This window comes from Blattabacterium cuenoti (assembly GCF_014251375.1).
GTDB classification, from domain to species: domain Bacteria; phylum Bacteroidota; class Bacteroidia; order Flavobacteriales; family Blattabacteriaceae; genus Blattabacterium; species Blattabacterium cuenoti_K.
In genome coordinates, this window is the sequence record NZ_CP059187.1 from 619,668 (window position 1) to 639,840 (window position 20,173).

Here is a 20,173-nt window from a genome sequence, read left to right on the forward strand (position 1 = left end):
AAAATTTATTTTCAGTATTTATTTTAATGTATTGTGTGTATTGTATTTTCCATTACCAGTATTATATATGATTATTATGAATCATCAACAAACTGATAGTTTGTTTGTTTAACATTCATTCGATTTCATTCTATTTTTTTAATTCATTCAGAATTCATCAATTTTTTATTTACCAATTTCGCTATTACTTCTGCTTCCATGACTAGTTTTTTATTTACGTACCCTTTCCCTTTCATATGGACTATTCCTCTTTTTATAGGTTCTAGCAAATCTACTTGAAATACTATCAAATCTCCAGGAACTACTTTTTTTTTAAATTTCACTTTATCTATTTTCAAAAAATAGGTAGAATAAAATTCTGGATTTTTCATTTTTTTTAATGCCAAAATTCCACCTACCTGCGCTATAGCTTCTATTTGTAATACTCCAGGCATAATTGGTTCATTAGGAAAATGGCCCATAAAAAAAGGCTCATTCATAGTAACATTTTTTACACCTATTACTCTATTTTCAGTTAGTTCCATAATTTTATCTACTAATAGAAATGGAGGTTTATGAGGTAAAATTCTCATAATATTCTTAATATCAAAAATAGGCTCTTTTGTTAAATCAAATTCAGGAACATTTTTCAATTTTTGAATTTCTTTTTGCAATTTCTTTACAAACTGTATATTGATATGATGAGATGGATTATAAGCAATTATTTTTCCTTTTATTTTTATTCCTGTTAAAGTTAAATATCCCATAATGTCTAAAAGATAGTGTTTAGCTACTTCATTGTTATTATTATACTCACAAAAACAAAAAGGAGAAAAAAACGAAAATATATGATGTCCCCCTATGTTTTTCTTATCCTTTTTAAAAAGAGAACAAAAAATTTTTGAATTTGCTATTTTTTGTTTAAATTGTTTAAAATGTTTTAAAACAGCATTTTGTGAATGAATCAATTTTGAATCAAAATCAACTATAGTTGCTAATTCAAATTTTTTAGAAGGTAAAACTAAAATTTCTCCTCCTGTTTTTGGATCTGAATATGACATTATTTTATTTACTGAGTAATATTCCCTTTCAGCGTGTTGTTCTACAATTCCCACTTTCTCAATAGCTTCTACAAAACATCTGGAAGATCCATCCATTATAGGAAATTCTATGTTGTTTAATTCTACAATTACGTTATCTAAATCCATTCCTGAAAGAGCAGCAAGGACATGTTCACTCGTATAGATTCTTAACCCATTATTTTCTAAAATAATTCCCTTCTCAGTTTCTTCTTCATTGACTAATATTAATGAAATATGTGCTTTTGTAGAAGGTTTTTCTTTTATATCTGTTCTTACAAAAATAAATCCAGTATCTACTGGCGCTGGTTTAAAAGTAATAGTAACGTTTTTTTTAGTATATAATCCGATTCCTTGCAAGGATATTTGTGTTGTAATGGTTTTTTGCTTTTCAAGCATAAATTCTTGTTTAATTGATTCTATCAATCCCCTCCCTCCACTCACTCTTTTCGTGCTCTACTCTTTCTCTCTCTAAAAACTAACTATTAAAATCCATTAAAATTTAATGCATAAAAATAGGATAAATCGTATAAAAAAAATAAAAAAACTTTACGTAATTTAGAATTTACACTAAGTTTCCTAATACTATGAGTTTTTCGAGACGTTTCATTTTTTTTTTAACAGGTTTTATTCTTGGTTTTTTAATTCTTTTATTGCTTTCCTGTTTGTTTATTTAATTCATAATTCATTTGAATCCGAATAATGTGTATTTATTGAAGCGGAATCGAGATCTATACTAGATCAAAAAAAACAGGTAAGAATAAGAAGTTATTACATTATTATTATTACTTAACTTATTAATAAATAAACTTTATTTCATCTTAATTAAATTAAAAATAAACTTAATTAGAAGAATAGAAGAAGAATCAACCATATATAATAATATATACAATTATAATAATCTCCTAAATAATGAAAAGAACTTATCAACCTTCCAATAGAAAAAAAGTAAACGTTCATGGTTTTTTAAAACGTATGAGCACAAAAAGTGGTCGTAGAATTATATCTAGAAGAAGAAAAAAAGGAAGAAATAAATTAACGGTTTCTAACTATAAAAAATGAATTATATTTAAATAATTTTAAATAATTCTTTGTCTCCAATTTCAGGAAAATATTTTCCTTCTTGACTAAAAAATTTTTTTCCGTTAGCAATAATTTCTTCATATGCAAAAAAATTAGACAAATCTCCTATGTCAACTATTTTAGGAATCAAATGAATATTTTTTTTTACAGGATCAAATTCTTCATATTTCATTATTCCTAAATCAACTAAGAACTTTTTATTTCCTTTCTGAATTTGAACTTCTCTATAAATCTTATCAAATAGATTTTTTTTATTTTCAGGAATATGAAAATAAGATTTATAATTTTTTTCAAGATATTTTTCTTTAGTAGAAAGGAAATAAAATCCTGTAAGAATAGATAATGCGTTATATTTTCTGATAATTTCTTTTTGCTGGTCATTAGGATAAACCCCCGCCTCAAGAAGAATACAAGGATAACCATTTTTCTGCAAATTATCTCCAGTAGCTGTAGGAAATGGTGCATCAGAATATCTTCCTATTGAACCTATTTTAGGTAATACTTTTTTCATTTTTTTTGCAATAGAAGAGATCAATCCCATAGCTTTTTTTCTTTCTGAAGTTACTTTAACAATTCCTTTTACAGAAGGGGATAAAAAAGATAAAAGGGCTGGATTAAAAAATTTATCTCCAATATTATAAATACTTCTTTGATCATGTAGATTAAATAAAATATGAGGATAACTTTTTTCAATTTCATATAACAAAATTCTAATTTCTGGAGATTGTAAACGAATAACATCTCTATTTAAATCAATATTAACAGAATTCCGTCTTTGAAATTTTTCGGATCCATCAGGATTTAACATAGGAATAAAGAAAATAGTTAAATTTTTTCTTAATAATTTAACTAAATCATGATTTTCTTTTTTAAAGAAAAAATGAAATAGATCAAACATTGATCTTGTTCCAGTTGTTTCATTTCCATGCATTTGAGACCAAATAAAAACTTTTATCTTTCCTTCCCCCCATTTAATTTTAAAAATTTTTCTCCCTTCTATAGAAAATCCTACTGGAATAATAGAACATATATTTTTATATTTTCTTATCATTCTTAAGAGTTGAGAATACCTTAAAATTCTAGAATTATTTAAACTTTTATCCCTAAAATATGTATCATAATCTTTCTCTAAAGAATAGAGATCAAAATTTAACATTACATTTTTATAATTTAATAGATAAAACAATTTTTTTTAAAAAAAATTGTTTTATCTTTCACTTATTACAAAAATATAAGTGAAAAATGATTAACATAAAAAAATAGATAGATTGACTAAACAAAAATTTTATGTATAAAATGAATTGTCAATTTCACTAAATTGATACATAAATACATCATCGGATAGAAGTATTCCTACATTATTTCTCTAATAAAGCTAGTATAAAAATGTTTTCTTTTTTTTTTAAAACTAAAAAAAAATAAGATCTTACTATAACGAACGAATTTTTATTTTTTTATTATGAAGAATTATTTTAAAATAAATTATATTGAGTCATTTCTATTGATTTTAGCTTTTACTACTTTAAATTTATTTCATGTAATTTTCAGAAAATTGTTGATCGCAATCAATTTACCTGAAAATATGATATTTTCTATATCATATACTATTCCTTTTATATTTTTATTCATATTCATATCTCATCAAGCTCAAAAAAAAAATCTATCCATTGAATTGTCATTCAAAATTTCTCCCTGGTATACTTATATTATAATTTTTTGTATGATGTTTGTCGTGATAATACTGAATGACTGCATCACTTCATTTCTTCCAAAAGAAGGACCTCTATTAGGAAATATGTATAAGGAAATGGAGGATTTTTTGAAAGAAGAATCTAAAAATACAATCTCCTTTTTTTCTACTACTGTTTTGCTAGCCCCTATATGTGAAGAGGTTCTTTTTAGAGGAATTATTTTAAATGGAATGTTAAAAAATAAAATACATCCAATAAAAGCGATTCTATTTTCCTCTTTTTTATTTGGATTAACTCATATGAATCCTTGGCAATTCATAGGTGGGATGCTCATTGGAAGTTTCATAGGATTCGTTTATTTTATTACAAATTCCATAATAGATTGCATATTATTACATGTATTTAATAATGCTATTGCTGTCTTTTCTATGTTTTTTTTCATGAACATGAAACTTGAAAAAATTTTTTCAGAACAGGAAAATTTTAATTTTTTGTTTATTTTGTTAATAACTAGTTGTTTAGTTATTCCATCTGGTTGTGTTTTTCTTTTTTTTAAAAAAAAAGAAGAAAATAAGAAAAACATAAGATAAGAGATAAGACATGTTATCATTCTTTTACAAATACAAAAAAGAATACAAAGAGAAACATTATTTCTAATTCTAAAATAGGAGGATTGAAGATTCTCTTCTCTAAGAAAATTTTTAGATGAAAAAACCTTCATTAACTATATTGGGCTGTCATTCTTCAATTCCAACAGATAAATTTTATCCAACCGCTCAAATACTAGAGATGAAAGGGGATTCTTTTCTTATTGATTGTGGAGAAGGAACTCAAGTCCAATTAAGAAAAGCAAAAATAAAATTTAATAAAATAGCACATATATTCATATCTCATCTTCATGGAGATCATTTTTTTGGGCTCATAGGATTGTTATCTACTTTTCATTTATTAGGGAGAGAGAAATCAGTAAATATATACGCTCCAAAAGGATTAAAAGAAATTATTGATACTCATTTTAAATGGTCTTACACCAGACTTAAATATTGTATTGATCATATAGAATTGTCTTCTAAAAAATTGGAAAAAATTATGGAAAATGAAAAAATAGAAGTATACACTATTCCATTAAAACATAGAATTTATACAAATGGGTTTCTTTTTAAAGAAAAACCAAGCAATAGAAAATTAAATATGAAAGAAATAAAAAAAATTCCTGATATAAAAATTGTAGATTATAAAAATCTAAAACTCGGAAAAGACTTTATGACAAAAAAAGGAAAAATTATTCCTAATTATCAATTAACATTTGATCCTCCTAAAATATTATCTTATGCTTTTTGTTCAGATACTTCTTATCATTCTCCTATTATAGAACATATCAAATCAGTAGATTTATTATATCATGAGTCTACTTTTTTAAAAGAAGAAAAAAATAGAGCAATTAATACAGGGCATTCTACAGCAAATGAAGCCGCTTGTATAGCAAAAAAAGCTAAAGTTAAAAAATTACTTTTAGGACATTTTTCTAATAGATTTCCAAACATTAAAGCATTTGAAAAAGAAGCAAAAGAAATATTTTTTAATGTAGAAGCATCGGAACCTTTGAAAACATATTATTTAGATTATTAACTAAATAATTCTAATTCCTATTTTTCTACAGGAAAAAAAAGATACAATAACTCCCACTGTAAAAATAACACATGTTATGACACAAAAATTTTCTATTGTGAATTTAACTGGAAAAGGAATATCCTCTACAATTTTCAGTAAATGATATTTTTTTTGTAAAAAAGAAACAATATAGGATATAAATATTCCAAACATCCATCCAAAAATAGTAATAAGAATTCCTATAGATAAAAAAATTCTTTTTATTTTAGATAAAGAATACCCCAAACTCCATAGTACAAAAAGTTGATTTTCCTTATCTAATTTTAGTATATAAATCGCACTAATTAAATTGAATCCAGTAATTAATGTAATTAAACTGAATAGAAAATAAATGAATAATTTTTCGGAATTAACGACTTTATAAAAAGCTTTTTCTTCTTCTTCACGTGTTTTTATCATAAATTGAGATCCAAATTTCTTTTTCAGAATTTTTTTTATTGTAGAAATATTTTCATTTTGACAAATTTTTATCTCCAATGTGTGAAATACATTTTTATTTATTATATTCTGAATATCAGATAAATTACAAAATAAATATTTCTTATCAGTATTTTGATTGAATTGAAAAAATCCTTTTATTATTGCCTTTTTTTGTATAAAAAATGGAATTGAAATTTTATGACTTTTTTTTATAAAAGTAAGAAGTTGAATTGTTACAGAAGGAAAAAACTGTTTTTCTCTTTCTCTAAAAAAAAAGAATGGAAAATAATGAATGATAGGTGAAGAAAGACCTATATATAGATTTATTTTATTTTTTTCTTCTGTCGTTTTTCTATTTTTTTTTTCCAAAAAAAATATCTTAAAATTTTTCATAACTTTTTCATATTCATTATCTACACCTTTTAAAGGAAAAAAAAATACAGTATTTTTGTAATGGAAAAAAACTTTTTTTTCTATAGTTTTAGAAAATGACATAATCCCTTTCACAGATTTCATTTTTTTCCTTAAAAAATTTTCATTCATATCAATTTCTTTTCCATGAAAAGAAGATATAGTAATATCAGAATAATGAGTCTGATAAAATTTTTTATTCAAATCTTCTAATCCCGAAAAGACAGATAAAATTATAGATAAAACAAATGTAGATACACTGAGAGAGACAGTAGATAAAAAAAGAATTATGTTTACAACATTCACTTTTTTTTTAGAAAAAAAATAGCGTATCGCTATATCAAAAGAAGTTTTCAAAAATCAGATAAAGTTTTTTTTATTTTTTCATATATTGATTATAAAATCTAAAAATTTATAACACGAAAATCTAATTCTGGAATTTTCTTCACACAATATCTAAGTCTTTTGGAAAGTAGTTTTCTATAAAATCCAGATTTTAAACGAATTTTTTTTAAAATTTTTCTATCTAAAAAAGGATAAATAGATAAATATACTATTATTAAACTCATATCAGAAGAAACAGAAACTTTAATTAAAGTCACTAAAATACCTTCTTTATTTATAGTATTGGAAGTACTATTAAATTCCTTTTGCAAAATTTCTGCAATTTCTACGTAAAATATAGAGGAGAATTTTTTTTTTTGAATAGTATTCATCCCTATTTATTATATTTTATTTCAAAAAATTTGTAATAGGTCAAATATTGTTGTAACATTGTATTTATTTATAAGGTCTCATAGCTCAGTTGGTTAGAGCATCTGACTCATAATCAGGGGGTCGCTGGTTCAAATCCAGCTGAGACCATTGTATAAGATTAGAGACTACAGACAGAGACCGGGGAGGGACTCGAACCCACAACTTACAGTTTAGGAAACTGTCGCTCTATCCTATTTGAACTACCCAGTCTAATAATAAAAAAAATCATTTTATATTAGATCTTTTCTTTTTATTTTCTGATGTAACGGATACAAATGATCTGTTTTTTCTTTTTTTTTTGAAAAGAACAAACCCATTTTTTACAGAATATAAAGTATGATCTTTTCCCATTTCTACGTTTTTTCCAGGATGATGTTTTGTCCCCCGTTGACGAAGTATTATTTCTCCAGATTTTACATATTGATTTCCATATATTTTTATTCCTAATCTTCTTCCTTTTGAATCTCTTCCATTCCTAGAACTTCCTGAACCTTTTTTATGAGCCATTTACTATTATTTTTTTTTATTCTTTTTGCAAAAAAGAAATTACTTTAATTTTTGTAAACAAAGGTCTAAATCCATTCTTTATTTTATATCCTTTTCTTCTTTTTTTTTTAAAAATAATTATCTTATTTCCCTTTAAATGTTGTAGAATTTCTACTTGGACATTTATATTTTTCAAAAAAGGAGTTCCTATTTGAGAATAACCATTTTTATAAAATAAAAAAACTTTATTTAAAAAAATATTTTTTCCTAAATCTTCATGAAGATGAGGGACATAAACATATTTATTTTCAATAAGTTTTAATTGTTTTCCTAGAAAAAAAACAATAGCATATACCATAACAATTTCTTTATTGAGATTTTAACAGAAATTTCTTTGTTTTCAAAAGACTATCAAACAGGTAATCTATTTCTTTAAAAGTATTATACACAGAAAAACTCACACGAATCATTCCTGTAACATTAAAAAAACTCATTAAAGGATGAGCGCAAAGATGGCCCGTTCTAACAGCAATACCAAAACGATCTAAAATACTTCCCACATCGAAACAATGCAATTTACTTAAATTAAACGAAATAATACCAGATTTATTTTTAGGATCATTATTTCCATATAATTGAATTCCGTCTATAGTATTTAAACGTTTTGTAGCGTAAATTAAAAGCTCTTTTTTATAAGATTTAATATTCTTTATCCCTATTTTTTCCACAAAATCTATAGCTGCCCCCCATACAATAATTCCTTCTATATTTGGAGTTCCAGCTTCAAATTTAAATGGTAACTCTGAATAAGTAGTTTTTTTAAAACTTACTTTCTTAATCATTTCTCCACCTACTTGATAAGGAGAAAGTTTCTCTAATATCTTTTCTTTCCCATATAAAACTCCAATTCCAGTAGGACCATACATTTTATGTGCAGAAAAAACATAAAAATCAGTATTTAGATTTTGTACATTCAAACATAAATTGGAAATAGCTTGTGCTCCATCAATCAAAACTAAAGCCCCATACTCATGGGATTTATCAATAATTTTTTTCACAGAATTGATGATTCCTAAAACATTAGATATATGATTAATTGCTACAATTTTTGTTTTTTCTGAAATTAAAAGTTCAAAATTTTCAAATTTCAAAAATCCATCTTTATTAATGGGAATAACTTTTAATGCCGCTTCTTTTCTTTCACAAAGAATTTGCCAAGGGACAATATTAGAATGATGTTCAAGATAAGAAATAATTATTTCATCTCCTTTTTTTATTGAAGAAGTTATACTAGATGCTACTAAATTAATAGATTCTGTAGTTCCTTTAGTAAAGATAATTTCTGATGGATATTTTGCATGAATAAATTTTTGAATTTTTTTTCTTACTTTTTCTACATATGTAGTGGATTTTTGACTTAAAAAATGATATCCCCGATGAATATTAGAATTCATTGTGGAATAATAATTATTAGAAGCCAAAATTACTTGTAAAGGTTTCTGAGTAGTCGCTGCATTATCTATATAAACCAAAGGCTTTGAATAAACTTTTTGATTTAAAATTGGAAATTGATCTCTAATTTTTTGAATTCTTTCTTGTGAAAGCATATTATGCAATCAAAAATCAATTACAAATATATACCTAATTTTCTCTTTATTTTTCTATATAATAAATTTTTCAATTTTAAAATATTAATAGTCCTCAACACTTCTTCTAAAAAAGAGAACAATAATAAAACTCTACTTTCTGTTTCTGAAATACCTCTTGATTGAAAATAAAATAAATCAGATTCATTAAGATTTCCAACAGTACAACCATGTGAACATTTTACATAATCAGAAAAAATTTTTAATTGAGGATTAGTGTATATACAAGATTCATCGGAAAGAAGAATATTATTATTTCTCTGAAATGCATTGATTCCTTTTATCCATTTATCAACAACAATTTTTCCATCAAAAATTCCTATAGACTTTTCACATAAAATATTTTTGTACAATTGAAAACTAATAGAATTAGAATATAAATGATCTACTAAAGTATGATGATCTACCAATTGGGTTCCTGATAAAAGAGAAACTCCATACAAATGGGAAGAAGAAAATTCTCCATGAGAATATAAGTTTAAATTGTTTCTAATAAATTTTCCTTGAAAAGAAAAAGTATAAACGGAACATTTACTATTGAGTTTCTGTTTTAAAAAAGTGTTATCTATCATAATAGAAGAATCTTCTTCTAAATCATCTTGAATTTTATAATATTCTATATTACTATTATGAAAAGCATAAATTTCACTAACTGAATTAATGAATCCTAAATGTTTTTTTAAACATTTATGATGTTCTACTATTCTCACAGAAGAATATTTTCCTACTATAATCAAGTTTCTTGCATGATGAAACATTACTTTTGATTTCGTTTTTGTTTCTGTAAAAATGTGTAATATTTCTATAGTTTTTTTCAAAAAAACATTATCAGGAATATAAATATAAACACCGTCTTTTGAAAAAATTGTATTTAATGTATTAAAAGCATCATATTTATATGATAATTTTCCATAGAAATTATTAATTTTTTCTTCTTCTTGTGAAGCTATATTTGATATAATAAGACCCTTTTTCTTAGTAGTATTAAACGTTTCTTTTTCAAGAAAAAATGAATTATATTTATATTGTCCATTTACAAAAATAATGAGAAAAGAATCTTCTTCATTTAGATAAAGGTATTTTTCAATATTAAAATCTTCTAAATCGATAATTTTTTCTGAAAAAAAAATATTCTCATTCTTGTATTGATTAAAAACAGAATTAATATTCGTATATCTCCAATTTTCATCAGTAGATGATGGAAACCCCATTTTTCTAAATAGATCAATTGATTCACGTCGTAACATGGATCTGTATGGACTTTTTTCATAAAAATCTTTATCAAAATCTGAAAAACTGGAAATAATTTTATCTTTTAACATTAATTAAAAACGATTAAAATTTTTACTTTCACTTTTTTTTGATCCAATCATATCCTTCTTTTTCCAATTTTTCAGATAACTCTTTGTTTCCTGATTGAACTATTTTTCCATCATATAAAATGTGTATAATATAATCTGAAAGTAGATAATCTAACAATCTTTTATAATGAGTAATAATTAAAATAGAATTTGTCTCTTTTTTTAAACAATTAATTCCTTTTGCAACAATACGTAATGCATCTATATCCAATCCTGAATCAATTTCATCCAAAATGGATAATAAAGGATCTAACATTGCCATTTGAAATATTTCATTACGTTTTTTCTCTCCTCCTGAAAATCCCTCGTTTAAAGAACGATAAAGAAAATCTTTTTCTATATTTAAAAGAACAGATTTTTCTTTACTTTTAATAAGTATTTCTTTAGCAGACATTTTTTCCATTCCTCTAGCTTTACGAGATTCATTAATTGCAGTTTTAATAAAGTTAATCACAGAAATACCAGGTATTTCTACTGGATGTTGAAAAGAAAGAAAAATGCCTAAATGTGCACGTTCTTCTGTAGAAAAATTTTTTAAATCTTTTTTCATAAAAAAAAGATTTCCTTTAGTGATATTATATTCTTTTTTTCCAGAAATAACGTAAGCAAGTGTGCTTTTACCAGATCCATTTGGCCCCATAATGACATGAATCTCCCCCGAATGGATTTCCAAATTTATTCCTTTCAAAATTTCTTTTCCTTCTATAGAAACATGTAAATTGTTAATAATCAACATAATGAGATTCAACCAACAGATCCCTCCAAAGAAATTTCCAAAAGTTTTTGAGCTTCCACAGCAAATTCCATAGGTAATTTTTTTAATATTTCATTACTAAAACCATTTACAATAAGAGAAACAGCTTTTTCTGTATCAATCCCCCGTTGATTACAATAAAAAATTTGGTTTTCTCCAATTTTTGAAGTAGTTGCTTCATGTTCTACTTGAGAATTAGAATTATAAACACTGATATAAGGAAAAGTATGAGCTCCACATTGATTTCCTATCAATAAAGAATCACATTGAGAAAAATTACGTGATTTTACAGCTCTAGATGAAATTTTTACTAATCCTCTATAATTATTTTGAGCTTTTCCAGTAGATATTCCTTTTGATATAATTACACTCTTAGTTTGCTTTCCTAGATGAATCATCTTAGTTCCTGTATCCGCTTGTTGAAAATCTTTAGTTAATGCCAAAGAATAAAATTCTCCTCTAGAAAAATCTCCTTGTAGAATACAAGACGGATATTTCCAAGTAATTGAAGATCCAGTTTCCACTTGAATCCAAGATATTTTAGCATTATTTTTACATAATCCACGTTTTGTAACAAAATTAAAAATTCCTCCTTCGCCTTTTTTGTTTCCGGGGTACCAATTTTGTACCGTAGAATATTTTATTTCAGAATTTTCTAAAGCAACAATTTCTACTACAGCTGCATGCAATTGATTTTCTTTTCTTTGTGGTGCCGTACACCCTTCTAAATAGCTGACATAAGAACCTTTATCTGCAATAATTAAAGTTCTTTCAAATTGTCCGGTTCTATTTTCGTTAATACGAAAATATGTTGACAACTCCATAGGACACCGAATTCCTTTTGGAATGTAACAAAATGATCCATCTGAAAATACAGCTGAATTTAAAGCTGCATAAAAATTATCTTTTTTTGAAACAACTGAACCTAAGTATCTTTTTACAAGATCTGGATATTGGATTAAAGCCTCATTGATAGAACAAAATATAATTCCCTGATCTTTCAATTTTTTCTGAAATGTAGTTATTAAAGAAACAGAATCTAAAACAATATCTGTTGCAATTCCAGAAAAAGATTTCTCTTCTATAGAAACACCTAATTTTTTAAATGTGTTTAACAATTCTGTATTTTTTTCGTCCAGTTTTTTTTTAGGTGCAGAATAGTAACTGATTTTTTGAAAATCAGGAACTTTAAATATTATATTTGCCCATTTTGGATGAGACATTTTTTTCCATATAGCATAAGATTCCATCCTCCAATTTAACATCCATATTGGTTCGTTTTTTTTTTCTGATATTTTTTGAATAACTTTTTCATTTAATCCAAACGGAATTCTGTCAGATTTTATTGGGGTATAAAATCCATATTTATATTCAGAATTAGTAAAATTTTCTAGTATTTTTTTATTTTTTTTCATTCAGTTTTGTTATGATATGATGATGAAAAACTTTTTCCACACCCACAAGTATGTTTTGCATTAGGATTTTTAAAATAAAATCCTTTTCCATTGAGTCCGCCTGAATATTCTAACGTAGTTTCTGACAAATAAGGAATACTATTTTGATCTATTAGTATTTTCATATTTTCGTGTTGAAACAGTTTGTCTTCTTTTTTTTGTTTTTTATCAAAAGTAAGTTCATAAGATAATCCAGAACATCCACCACTTTTTACCCCAAATCTAACAAAAGAAACATCATTAGAAATACCTTCTTCTTTCATAAGAGAAATCAATTTTTTTTTAGCTTGATCAGATATAAAAACCATAATATTTAATAATTTAATTATTAATAAAAATAAGTAAAAAAAAGAATTTCAATATCTTTTTTTTTATTCATTAAAAATAAAATCCTTTTTCAATACATAAATTATTTTAGTGATTCCTTTTTTAACTCCCCATTTGTCTGACATCCCCGCATTTATTTCCAAAACATATCTTATATTATTATTTGGAAAATAATAGTCTACTTCTTCTTTATTATTATTCATCATTGGATGAACATATTTATCTATAAAGACAACTGTATTCGAATCATCTATATAAAGAATATCTAAAGGAATTCTCATATTTTTCATATTCATTTTCATTTGTAGAGATTCCTCTCTATCCTTTAAAAGAAACAACATTCCTCTATCTTCTTTTAAAAAGGATCTATATGTCAATCCATTTTTTTTTTCTATATCACTACTTGCAAATTCTATGTCAATTTTTTTGAAAAAATTTTCATTTTTTATATATAGTTCTCCATGTTTAATAAATTCAATTTCTAACTGATCTGATATACTTTCTGATAAATCTGATAAAATAAAATCATTTTCTTCTCTTTCAGAAGAGACAAAAATGAGAAAGATGAGAAAGAATAAAAAAGATAAACAGACTTTTTTCATGAAAAAAAAGATTTCTTTTTTTGAGAAAAAAAAAGTATAAAAACTCCAAAAATAATATACGGAATACTTAAACACTGTCCCGTGTTCATAAACAATAGATGAATCATCTCATCTCCTTGTGGTTCTTTTAGAAATTCTAAAAGAAAACGAGCCCCCCAAAGAAAAATAAAAAACACTCCTGATATATATCCTGTTGGTTTTTTTGTATTTCTTTTTCTATAGAAGAACCATAAGAATAAAAAAATGAATAAATAACTGATAGATTCATATATTTGTGTGGGATGTCTAGGAATTATTTCTCCATATTCTGTATCCATTTGTACAAATTTTACTGCCCAAGGTAAATTAGATGGAGTCCCTACAATTTCAGAGTTGAAAAAATTTCCTATTCTTATAAAAACTGAAGATAATGCCGATATAATACATAATCGATCACATAACCAAAAAAAATTTCTTTTTAGTATCTTTCTGCTATAGAGAAAACTAGATAAACTAATTCCTATAGTTGCTCCATGACTAGACAATCCTCTATATCCAACAAATTCATAACCTTTTATCATTCCTAATAAAAAACTTTTTTTAGGATTTTCTACTATAGGAAAAAAAGCTTCTATCCAATGATTATCTGAAAAGTATAAAAAGTCATAAAAAAAAACTTGTCCTAATCTAGCCCCTATAAAAGTTCCTAAAACAGTATATACCAATAAAGGATCTAAATATTTTTGATTTACATGATCAATCCTATAAATATAGGTCATAACATACCATCCAGTTATAAAAGAAAAAACAAACATGAGACTATAAATATGAATAGAAAATACTCCTTCCCAAAAAGAAAATTTAGTTATCGGATTCCAATTGATATATTCTAACATTTCCTGTTATCTTATGGTTTTATAGTTTTATATATAATTTATTTGATAGGATCATATCCTGATTTGCCCCATGGTTGACATCGAATAATTCTTTTAAAAACAATGAATAAAGCCAAAAAAATACTATATTTTTTCAAAGCTTGAATCATATAATCTGAACAAGTTGGAAAATATCTACAGTTTTTTCCTATCCATGGAGATATTCCTATTTGATAAAACTTTATACTTTTTAATAGAAAATTTTTAATAAAAAAAATTACTTTTATTTTCATTATTTATTGTGAAATACTTTTCAGAAAATTTAAAAAAGAACCTGCCCTGAACCATTGAATTTGTTTTCCATTATAAGAATGTTTAACTATTATGTTCTCTTGAACTCCGTTTTTATGAATTAATTTTACATTAATATTTTTTTTAGGCCGAAAATCCTTTATATAAAAATGAAAAGTATCCTCTTCTTGAATTTTTTTATAATCTAAAGGATCAAAAAAAGTTAAAGCTAAAATTCCTTGTCTTTTTAAATTGATTTCATGTATTCTAGAAAAAGATTTTACAAGAATGACACGAACTCCTAAAAAACGAGGTTCCATAGCTGCATGTTCCCTTGAAGATCCTTCTCCATAATTTTCATCCCCCACAATTAAAGTGGAGATTTTTTTTAACTTATAAAATTTTGCGATTTCAGGAACTAGACCATAATTTCCAGTTATAACATTTTTTATTCTATTAGTTTTTTCATTAAAAGAATTTACAGCACCAATTAATAAGTTTTCAGAAATATTTTCAATATGTCCTCTATATTTTAACCATGGACCTGCCATGGAGATATGATCAGTGGTGCATTTTCCTTTTATTTTAATTAAAAGTTTTAGATTTAACAAATTATCACCATCCCAACATGGAAATGGTGATAAAATTTGTAAACGATCTGAATTAAAATCAATTTTAATATTTTCTACATTGTTTTTTTGAGGTGGTTCATATTCTAATACCATATTTTTAGGACTCTTAAAAAGAGGCATATTTGTAGATATAGGTTCATCAAATTTAACATATTCCCCCATTTCATTTTTTATGAAATCCTTTCTGGGATCAAAGGTCAAATATCCGGAAAAAATAAAAGCTGTAACAATTTCAGGAGAAGCTATAAAAGCATGCGTTTTAGGATTTCCATCATTTCGAGATGAAAAATTTCTATTAAAAGAATGAATAATTGTATTTCTTAGATTATTATGACTTCCTTTTCTCTTCCATTGGCCAATACAAGGTCCACATGCATTAGAAAAAACTTTCGCTCCAATACTATGAAAAATAGAGATTAACCCCTGTTTTTCTAAAATCTGATAGATCCTATTGGATCCTGGTGTAATTAAAAATTCAGAAACAATCTTTAATTTTTTTTTTTTTGCTTGTTCAATTATAGATACAACTTTTGATATATCTTCATATGAAGAGTTAGCACAAGAACCAATAAGTCCAACTTCTATTTTAGAAGGCCAATTGTTCTTGTAAACTTCTTCTTTCATATTAGAAATTGGAATGGAACGATCAGGTGTAAAAGGTCCATTAATATGTGGTTCTAATGAAGTTAAATCTATTCTTATAACTTTATCATAATAAACACATGGATTTTGATAAACTTCTTTATCTGCCTTCAAAAAATCTTTCATTTCATCAGCTATTTTAGCTATCTTATTTCTTCCGCTTCTATATAAAAAATCTTTCATTTTTATATCATATGGAAATAATGAAGATGTTGCACCTATTTCTGCTCCCATATTGCATATAGTAGCCTTTCCTGTGCAGGAAATACTTTCTACCCCATCTCCAAAATACTCAATAATAGAATTTGTTGCGCCTGTTACTCCCAGAATTCCAGATAACTTTAATATAATATCCTTTGGAGAAGCCCATCCACTTAATTTTCCTTTTAAATCAACTCCAATAATTTTAGGAAGTTTTAATTCTAAAAAGGATCCAGACATTACTTCTACAGCATCTGCTCCTCCTATTCCTATCCCTAACATCCCCAGTCCACCAGAATTAGGAGTATGAGAATCCGTTCCAATTATCATCCCACCTGGAAATGCATAATTTTCCAAAATTACTTGATGAATAATTCCTGATCCCGGTTTCCAAAATCCAATTCCATATTTATTAGATGCAGATTTTAAAAAACTATAAATTTCTTGATTTTCTTGAATAGACTTTTCTAAGTCTAGATCAAACCCGTTTTCAGCTTTTATTAAATGATCACAATGAACAGTAGTAGGAATTTCTGTTTTTTGTATTCCAGTTTGCATAAATTGAAGTAACGTCATTTGAGCAGTAGCATCTTGCATAGCTAAACGATCGGGAAAAAAATTTAAATAGGATTCATGTCGGATATAATTCGTATTTTCTTCTATTAATAAATGAGAAAACAACACCTTTTCAGAATAAGTCATTGGATAAGCTATCCTATTTCTAACTTTACCAAGTTTACATTTCAAATTTGAATAAAAATTTCGGATTATGTCAAAATCAAAGATCATAATAATAAAAAATAAAATGATTTCTAAAGTTAATAAAGTTAGAAACTTAGACAATGATTTTTGAAAAAAAATATTTCATTAATAAAATTAAAAAATAGATAAAAAATTAGAAACTTCTTTATAAAAATCTATTGGATTTTCTACATGAATCCAGTGTTTTGCTTTTTTAATAGTGACAATTTTTGAATTTGGAAATAATTTTTTAATTGATATATAATCTTGAGAAAGAATAAAATTGGAATTTTCTCCCCGTAAAAAAAGTGCGGGGCCATTATAAACTCCATTTTGTTTGATTTCTTCATGAATTAATGAATCGTAATTTTTTTCAATTTCAAACAAAGAAAAACGAAATGCTAGTTTTCCATTTTTTTTTCTATAAGTACACTTTGAAAAAAAAATTCTTTTTTCTTTGTTATGAATCAACGGTTTGAGAAAAATGTCAAGATCTTTTCTTGTTTGAATAATATCAAAATTAACGTTTTTTAATATTTGAATAATATTTTTATTTTTGTGACCTATTTCAGGAGAATAAGCTTTATGAGTGATATCCACAATAATAATCTTTTTAGGAATTAATGGATATTTCATAGAAAATTTCATAACCGCTCTTCCACCCATAGAATGACCGATTAATATAGGATGTGATAAATCATGATGATTTATGTATTCAAGGATATCCTTTGATATAAGTTCATAATCCATTTCTTTTGAAGAAAAACTTTTTCCATGATTTCTAATATCCAATAAATGAACTTGACAATATTTATAAAATTCCTTTGCAAAGGACATCCAGTTTTCTCCATTTCCAAATAAACCATGAAAAACTAATAGAGGAAATCCATTCCCTAAAATTTTCGAATGTAAAATCATAATAGGTTTTTTTTTATACTGTAAAATCATCATAGATATGATGATAGAATTTTTTTTAAATAAGTTTGAATTGCGTTTTCTAATCCCATATATAACGAATCACTAATTAAAGAGTGGCCAATGGATACTTCAACAAGATTTGGAATTTTCTGAATTAAAAAAGAAACATTATCTAAATTTAAATCATGCCCAGCGTTTACTAACATATGATTCTTAAGAGCTGCTTTGGCAGTTAAAATATAAGGATTAATACAATCCCATTTTTTTTTATTATATCCTATAGCAAAAGATCCCGTATATAACTCTATTCGATCAGCACCTGTTTTTGCAGCATATGGAACTAATTCTGGATTTGGATCTAGAAAAATAGAAGTTCTAATTCCATGATCTTTCAATTGAGAAATTTTTTCAGTTAATAAATTCTGATAAAACATCGTATTCCATCCTGAATTGGAAGTTATAACGTTTTTAGAATCAGGAACTAAAGTAACTTGATCAGGACATATATCTAATACTAATTTCATGAATTTTTTAATAGGTTTTCCTTCAATATTTAATTCTTTCGTAATGATAGAATTTAAATCATAAACATCTTGATATGTAATATGTCTTTCATCAGGACGTGGGTGGACTGTAATACCATGTGCCCCAAATTTTTGTACATCTATTGCTACTTGCAAAAGATTGGGAATATTTCCTCCTCTTGCATTTCTCAATGTTGCGATTTTATTTAAATTAACGCTCAATTTTATCATTTATTTTTTTTATATATTTTTTGAACTTTCCAATCAATCAATCAATGAGAAACGTTTGTAGTCACCTGTGTTACTTTTAAGTTAAATTCTTTTGCTGCTGTTAACAAATGATCAAAAACACTAGCTTGTATTTGTTCATATTTGACAGATTCAGAAGTTTTTGTAAAACAATATAATTCTATAGGAAGTCCGTAAGGAGTCGGTTCTAAATGTCTAACCATCAAAGTTTCTGATTGAGATATTCTAGGATGTTGATGTAAATACTCTAATGCATATTGACGGAAAAGACCAATATTAGTCAACCTTCTTCCATTAATATCCATACTTACGTCTATGTTTTTCTTTTGATTAAAAAGATCTATTTCTTTTTGTTTTTTTTGAATGTAATTTTTTATTAAATAAAAATGTTGAAATTTTTCTAATTTAGATGAATTACAAAAATGAAAAGATTGAATATTAAATAAAATAGATCTTTTGATTCTACGTATATTTTTTTGACGCATCACTTCAAAATTTGTAACAGCAGTGGATATTAAATCATAAGTAGGAATACTTGTAATAGTTTTATCAAAATTTTCTATTTTTGCGGAAATTAAATTAATTTCTATAACGGTTCCTTCTATACTGTATTTAGAAATTCCTATCCAATCACCTACTTTTATCATTTTTGTAGAAGCCATTTGTACTCCAGATACAAATCCTAGTATTGTATCCCTAAAAACTAAAATCACAATAGCAGTAATAGCTCCTAAACTAGTGATAACAGAAAGAAGATCATTTTTTGTTAAAATAGAAATAATAATTAAAACGCAAAATATACTAGAAACAATTTTTAATAATTGAGAAAAAGAACGAACTGCAATTGTTTGATGATTATTTTCACTAGTAGAAATACTCATAATTGAGTTAATAACTCTAATTAAAAATTGTAAAACAATCAGAACAAATAAAATATTAAATACCTTTTCCAAATACAGAATAGTTGTGTGATGATCTCTAAAAAAAGGTTGAATCAAAAAAAAACCAATACATAATGGAAAAAAATGAGCTAAACTATCAAATACCTTATTTTCGTAGAGTATATTTCCCCAAATAATATTACTTACAATCCTCCTTCCTATAAACCGAACTCCTTTATTGAAAAGGAATTCTAAAAGAACCAGTAAAATAATAAACAAAAAAATTTTACTAATTATAATAATGGTTATACTCCCCCAGTTTTTCAACTCCAAATTATTCCGAGTGAATTCATAGATCCATTCGGATTGAATATTTACTAACAACATCTACATAAAAAATTTTACAAAAATACATAAATATCCTTTTTTTTATCATCCAGTATACACTGGATACATATTATATAAGTTATTTTACCTAAATTTTATAGATTCAATTCTTAATTTTTAAATTAAAAAAATT

Annotated in this window: 21 protein-coding genes and 2 tRNA genes; 4 read left to right on the top strand and 19 right to left on the bottom strand. The window is 25.4% G+C overall.

Going from position 1 to position 20,173, the window contains the following annotated elements; all coding sequences use genetic code 11:
• Positions 1 to 143 precede the first annotated feature (143 nt).
• The gene (gene fabZ, locus H0H71_RS02950; RefSeq protein WP_185856503.1) at positions 144 to 1,457 is read right to left on the bottom strand and encodes a 3-hydroxyacyl-ACP dehydratase FabZ; all 1,314 of its coding nucleotides are present in this window, start codon (positions 1,455 to 1,457) and stop codon (positions 144 to 146) included.
• A gap of 513 nt (positions 1,458 to 1,970) precedes the next feature.
• On the opposite strand from fabZ, the gene rpmH reads away from it, so the two are divergent.
• Positions 1,971 to 2,120 (top strand): 50S ribosomal protein L34, encoded by a 150-nt coding sequence (gene rpmH, locus H0H71_RS02955; RefSeq protein WP_185856039.1) that lies wholly within the window; start codon positions 1,971 to 1,973, stop codon positions 2,118 to 2,120.
• Positions 2,121 to 2,127: 7 nt separating this feature from the next.
• Here the strand turns inward: rpmH and H0H71_RS02960 are convergent, their stop codons facing one another.
• Complete coding sequence (locus H0H71_RS02960; protein WP_238784451.1) at positions 2,128 to 3,192, bottom strand: M14 family zinc carboxypeptidase; 1,065 nt, start codon at positions 3,190 to 3,192, stop codon at positions 2,128 to 2,130.
• A 669-nt stretch (positions 3,193 to 3,861) separates the two neighbouring features.
• Between H0H71_RS02960 and H0H71_RS02965 the strand changes: the two genes are divergently transcribed.
• Positions 3,862 to 4,422 carry a CPBP family glutamic-type intramembrane protease gene (locus H0H71_RS02965; RefSeq protein WP_238784452.1) on the top strand — a complete coding sequence of 187 codons (561 nt, stop codon included), beginning with the start codon at positions 3,862 to 3,864 and terminating at the stop codon, positions 4,420 to 4,422.
• A gap of 115 nt (positions 4,423 to 4,537) precedes the next feature.
• Entirely contained in the window at positions 4,538 to 5,461 is a 924-nt protein-coding gene (locus tag H0H71_RS02970; RefSeq protein ID WP_185856042.1) for a ribonuclease Z, read from the top strand.
• Here H0H71_RS02970 and H0H71_RS02975 read toward each other — a convergent pair whose 3' ends face one another.
• Positions 5,462 to 6,691: an ABC transporter permease gene (locus H0H71_RS02975; RefSeq protein ID WP_185856043.1), complete on the bottom strand. Its 1,230-nt coding sequence runs from the start codon at positions 6,689 to 6,691 to the stop codon at positions 5,462 to 5,464.
• 47 nt (positions 6,692 to 6,738) lie between these two features.
• Complete coding sequence (locus tag H0H71_RS02980) at positions 6,739 to 7,050, bottom strand: ribosome-binding factor A (protein WP_185856044.1); 312 nt, start codon at positions 7,048 to 7,050, stop codon at positions 6,739 to 6,741.
• A gap of 74 nt (positions 7,051 to 7,124) precedes the next feature.
• Between H0H71_RS02980 and H0H71_RS02985 the strand changes: the two genes are divergently transcribed.
• Positions 7,125 to 7,198 (top strand) — tRNA-Ile (locus H0H71_RS02985).
• A 27-nt stretch (positions 7,199 to 7,225) separates the two neighbouring features.
• On the opposite strand, the gene H0H71_RS02990 is transcribed toward H0H71_RS02985, so the two are convergent.
• From H0H71_RS02990 to H0H71_RS03060, 15 genes are all read right to left on the bottom strand, one after another.
• A tRNA-Arg gene (locus H0H71_RS02990) sits at positions 7,226 to 7,300 on the bottom strand.
• A 15-nt stretch (positions 7,301 to 7,315) separates the two neighbouring features.
• Positions 7,316 to 7,597, bottom strand: a complete 282-nt coding sequence (gene rpmA, locus H0H71_RS02995) for a 50S ribosomal protein L27 (protein WP_185856045.1) — start codon at positions 7,595 to 7,597, stop codon at positions 7,316 to 7,318.
• 16 nt (positions 7,598 to 7,613) lie between these two features.
• Positions 7,614 to 7,934, bottom strand: a complete 321-nt coding sequence (rplU, locus tag H0H71_RS03000; protein ID WP_185856046.1) for a 50S ribosomal protein L21 — start codon at positions 7,932 to 7,934, stop codon at positions 7,614 to 7,616.
• A 10-nt stretch (positions 7,935 to 7,944) separates the two neighbouring features.
• Positions 7,945 to 9,183 (bottom strand): aminotransferase class V-fold PLP-dependent enzyme, encoded by a 1,239-nt coding sequence (locus tag H0H71_RS03005; protein ID WP_185856047.1) that lies wholly within the window; start codon positions 9,181 to 9,183, stop codon positions 7,945 to 7,947.
• Positions 9,184 to 9,203: 20 nt separating this feature from the next.
• The gene (locus tag H0H71_RS03010; RefSeq protein ID WP_185856048.1) at positions 9,204 to 10,544 is read right to left on the bottom strand and encodes a SufB/SufD family protein; all 1,341 of its coding nucleotides are present in this window, start codon (positions 10,542 to 10,544) and stop codon (positions 9,204 to 9,206) included.
• Positions 10,545 to 10,572: 28 nt separating this feature from the next.
• Complete coding sequence (gene sufC, locus H0H71_RS03015) at positions 10,573 to 11,319, bottom strand: Fe-S cluster assembly ATPase SufC (protein WP_185856049.1); 747 nt, start codon at positions 11,317 to 11,319, stop codon at positions 10,573 to 10,575.
• An 8-nt stretch (positions 11,320 to 11,327) separates the two neighbouring features.
• Complete coding sequence (gene sufB, locus H0H71_RS03020; RefSeq protein ID WP_185856050.1) at positions 11,328 to 12,752, bottom strand: Fe-S cluster assembly protein SufB; 1,425 nt, start codon at positions 12,750 to 12,752, stop codon at positions 11,328 to 11,330.
• Positions 12,749 to 13,099 (bottom strand): HesB/IscA family protein, encoded by a 351-nt coding sequence (locus H0H71_RS03025; RefSeq protein ID WP_185856051.1) that lies wholly within the window; start codon positions 13,097 to 13,099, stop codon positions 12,749 to 12,751. Before H0H71_RS03025 ends, sufB begins: the two co-directional genes overlap by 4 nt.
• Before the next feature lie 63 nt (positions 13,100 to 13,162).
• A complete protein-coding gene (locus H0H71_RS03030; RefSeq protein ID WP_185856052.1) occupies positions 13,163 to 13,720 on the bottom strand; it encodes a DUF192 domain-containing protein in 558 nt (185 codons plus the stop codon).
• Positions 13,717 to 14,595, bottom strand: coding sequence for a prolipoprotein diacylglyceryl transferase (lgt, locus tag H0H71_RS03035; protein WP_185856053.1), 879 nt, complete (start codon positions 14,593 to 14,595; stop codon positions 13,717 to 13,719). The genes H0H71_RS03030 and lgt overlap by 4 nt, the downstream gene beginning before the upstream one ends.
• Before the next feature lie 38 nt (positions 14,596 to 14,633).
• Positions 14,634 to 14,867, bottom strand: a complete 234-nt coding sequence (gene yidD / locus H0H71_RS03040; protein ID WP_185856054.1) for a membrane protein insertion efficiency factor YidD — start codon at positions 14,865 to 14,867, stop codon at positions 14,634 to 14,636.
• Between the two features lie 3 nt (positions 14,868 to 14,870).
• Entirely contained in the window at positions 14,871 to 17,129 is a 2,259-nt protein-coding gene (locus H0H71_RS03045) for an aconitate hydratase (protein ID WP_185856055.1), read from the bottom strand.
• A gap of 87 nt (positions 17,130 to 17,216) precedes the next feature.
• Positions 17,217 to 17,999, bottom strand: a complete 783-nt coding sequence (locus H0H71_RS03050; RefSeq protein WP_185856056.1) for an alpha/beta fold hydrolase — start codon at positions 17,997 to 17,999, stop codon at positions 17,217 to 17,219.
• A gap of 29 nt (positions 18,000 to 18,028) precedes the next feature.
• Complete coding sequence (locus H0H71_RS03055; RefSeq protein ID WP_185856057.1) at positions 18,029 to 18,754, bottom strand: pyridoxine 5'-phosphate synthase; 726 nt, start codon at positions 18,752 to 18,754, stop codon at positions 18,029 to 18,031.
• 41 nt (positions 18,755 to 18,795) lie between these two features.
• The gene (locus tag H0H71_RS03060; protein WP_185856058.1) at positions 18,796 to 20,040 is read right to left on the bottom strand and encodes a mechanosensitive ion channel family protein; all 1,245 of its coding nucleotides are present in this window, start codon (positions 20,038 to 20,040) and stop codon (positions 18,796 to 18,798) included.
• Positions 20,041 to 20,173 lie beyond the last annotated feature (133 nt).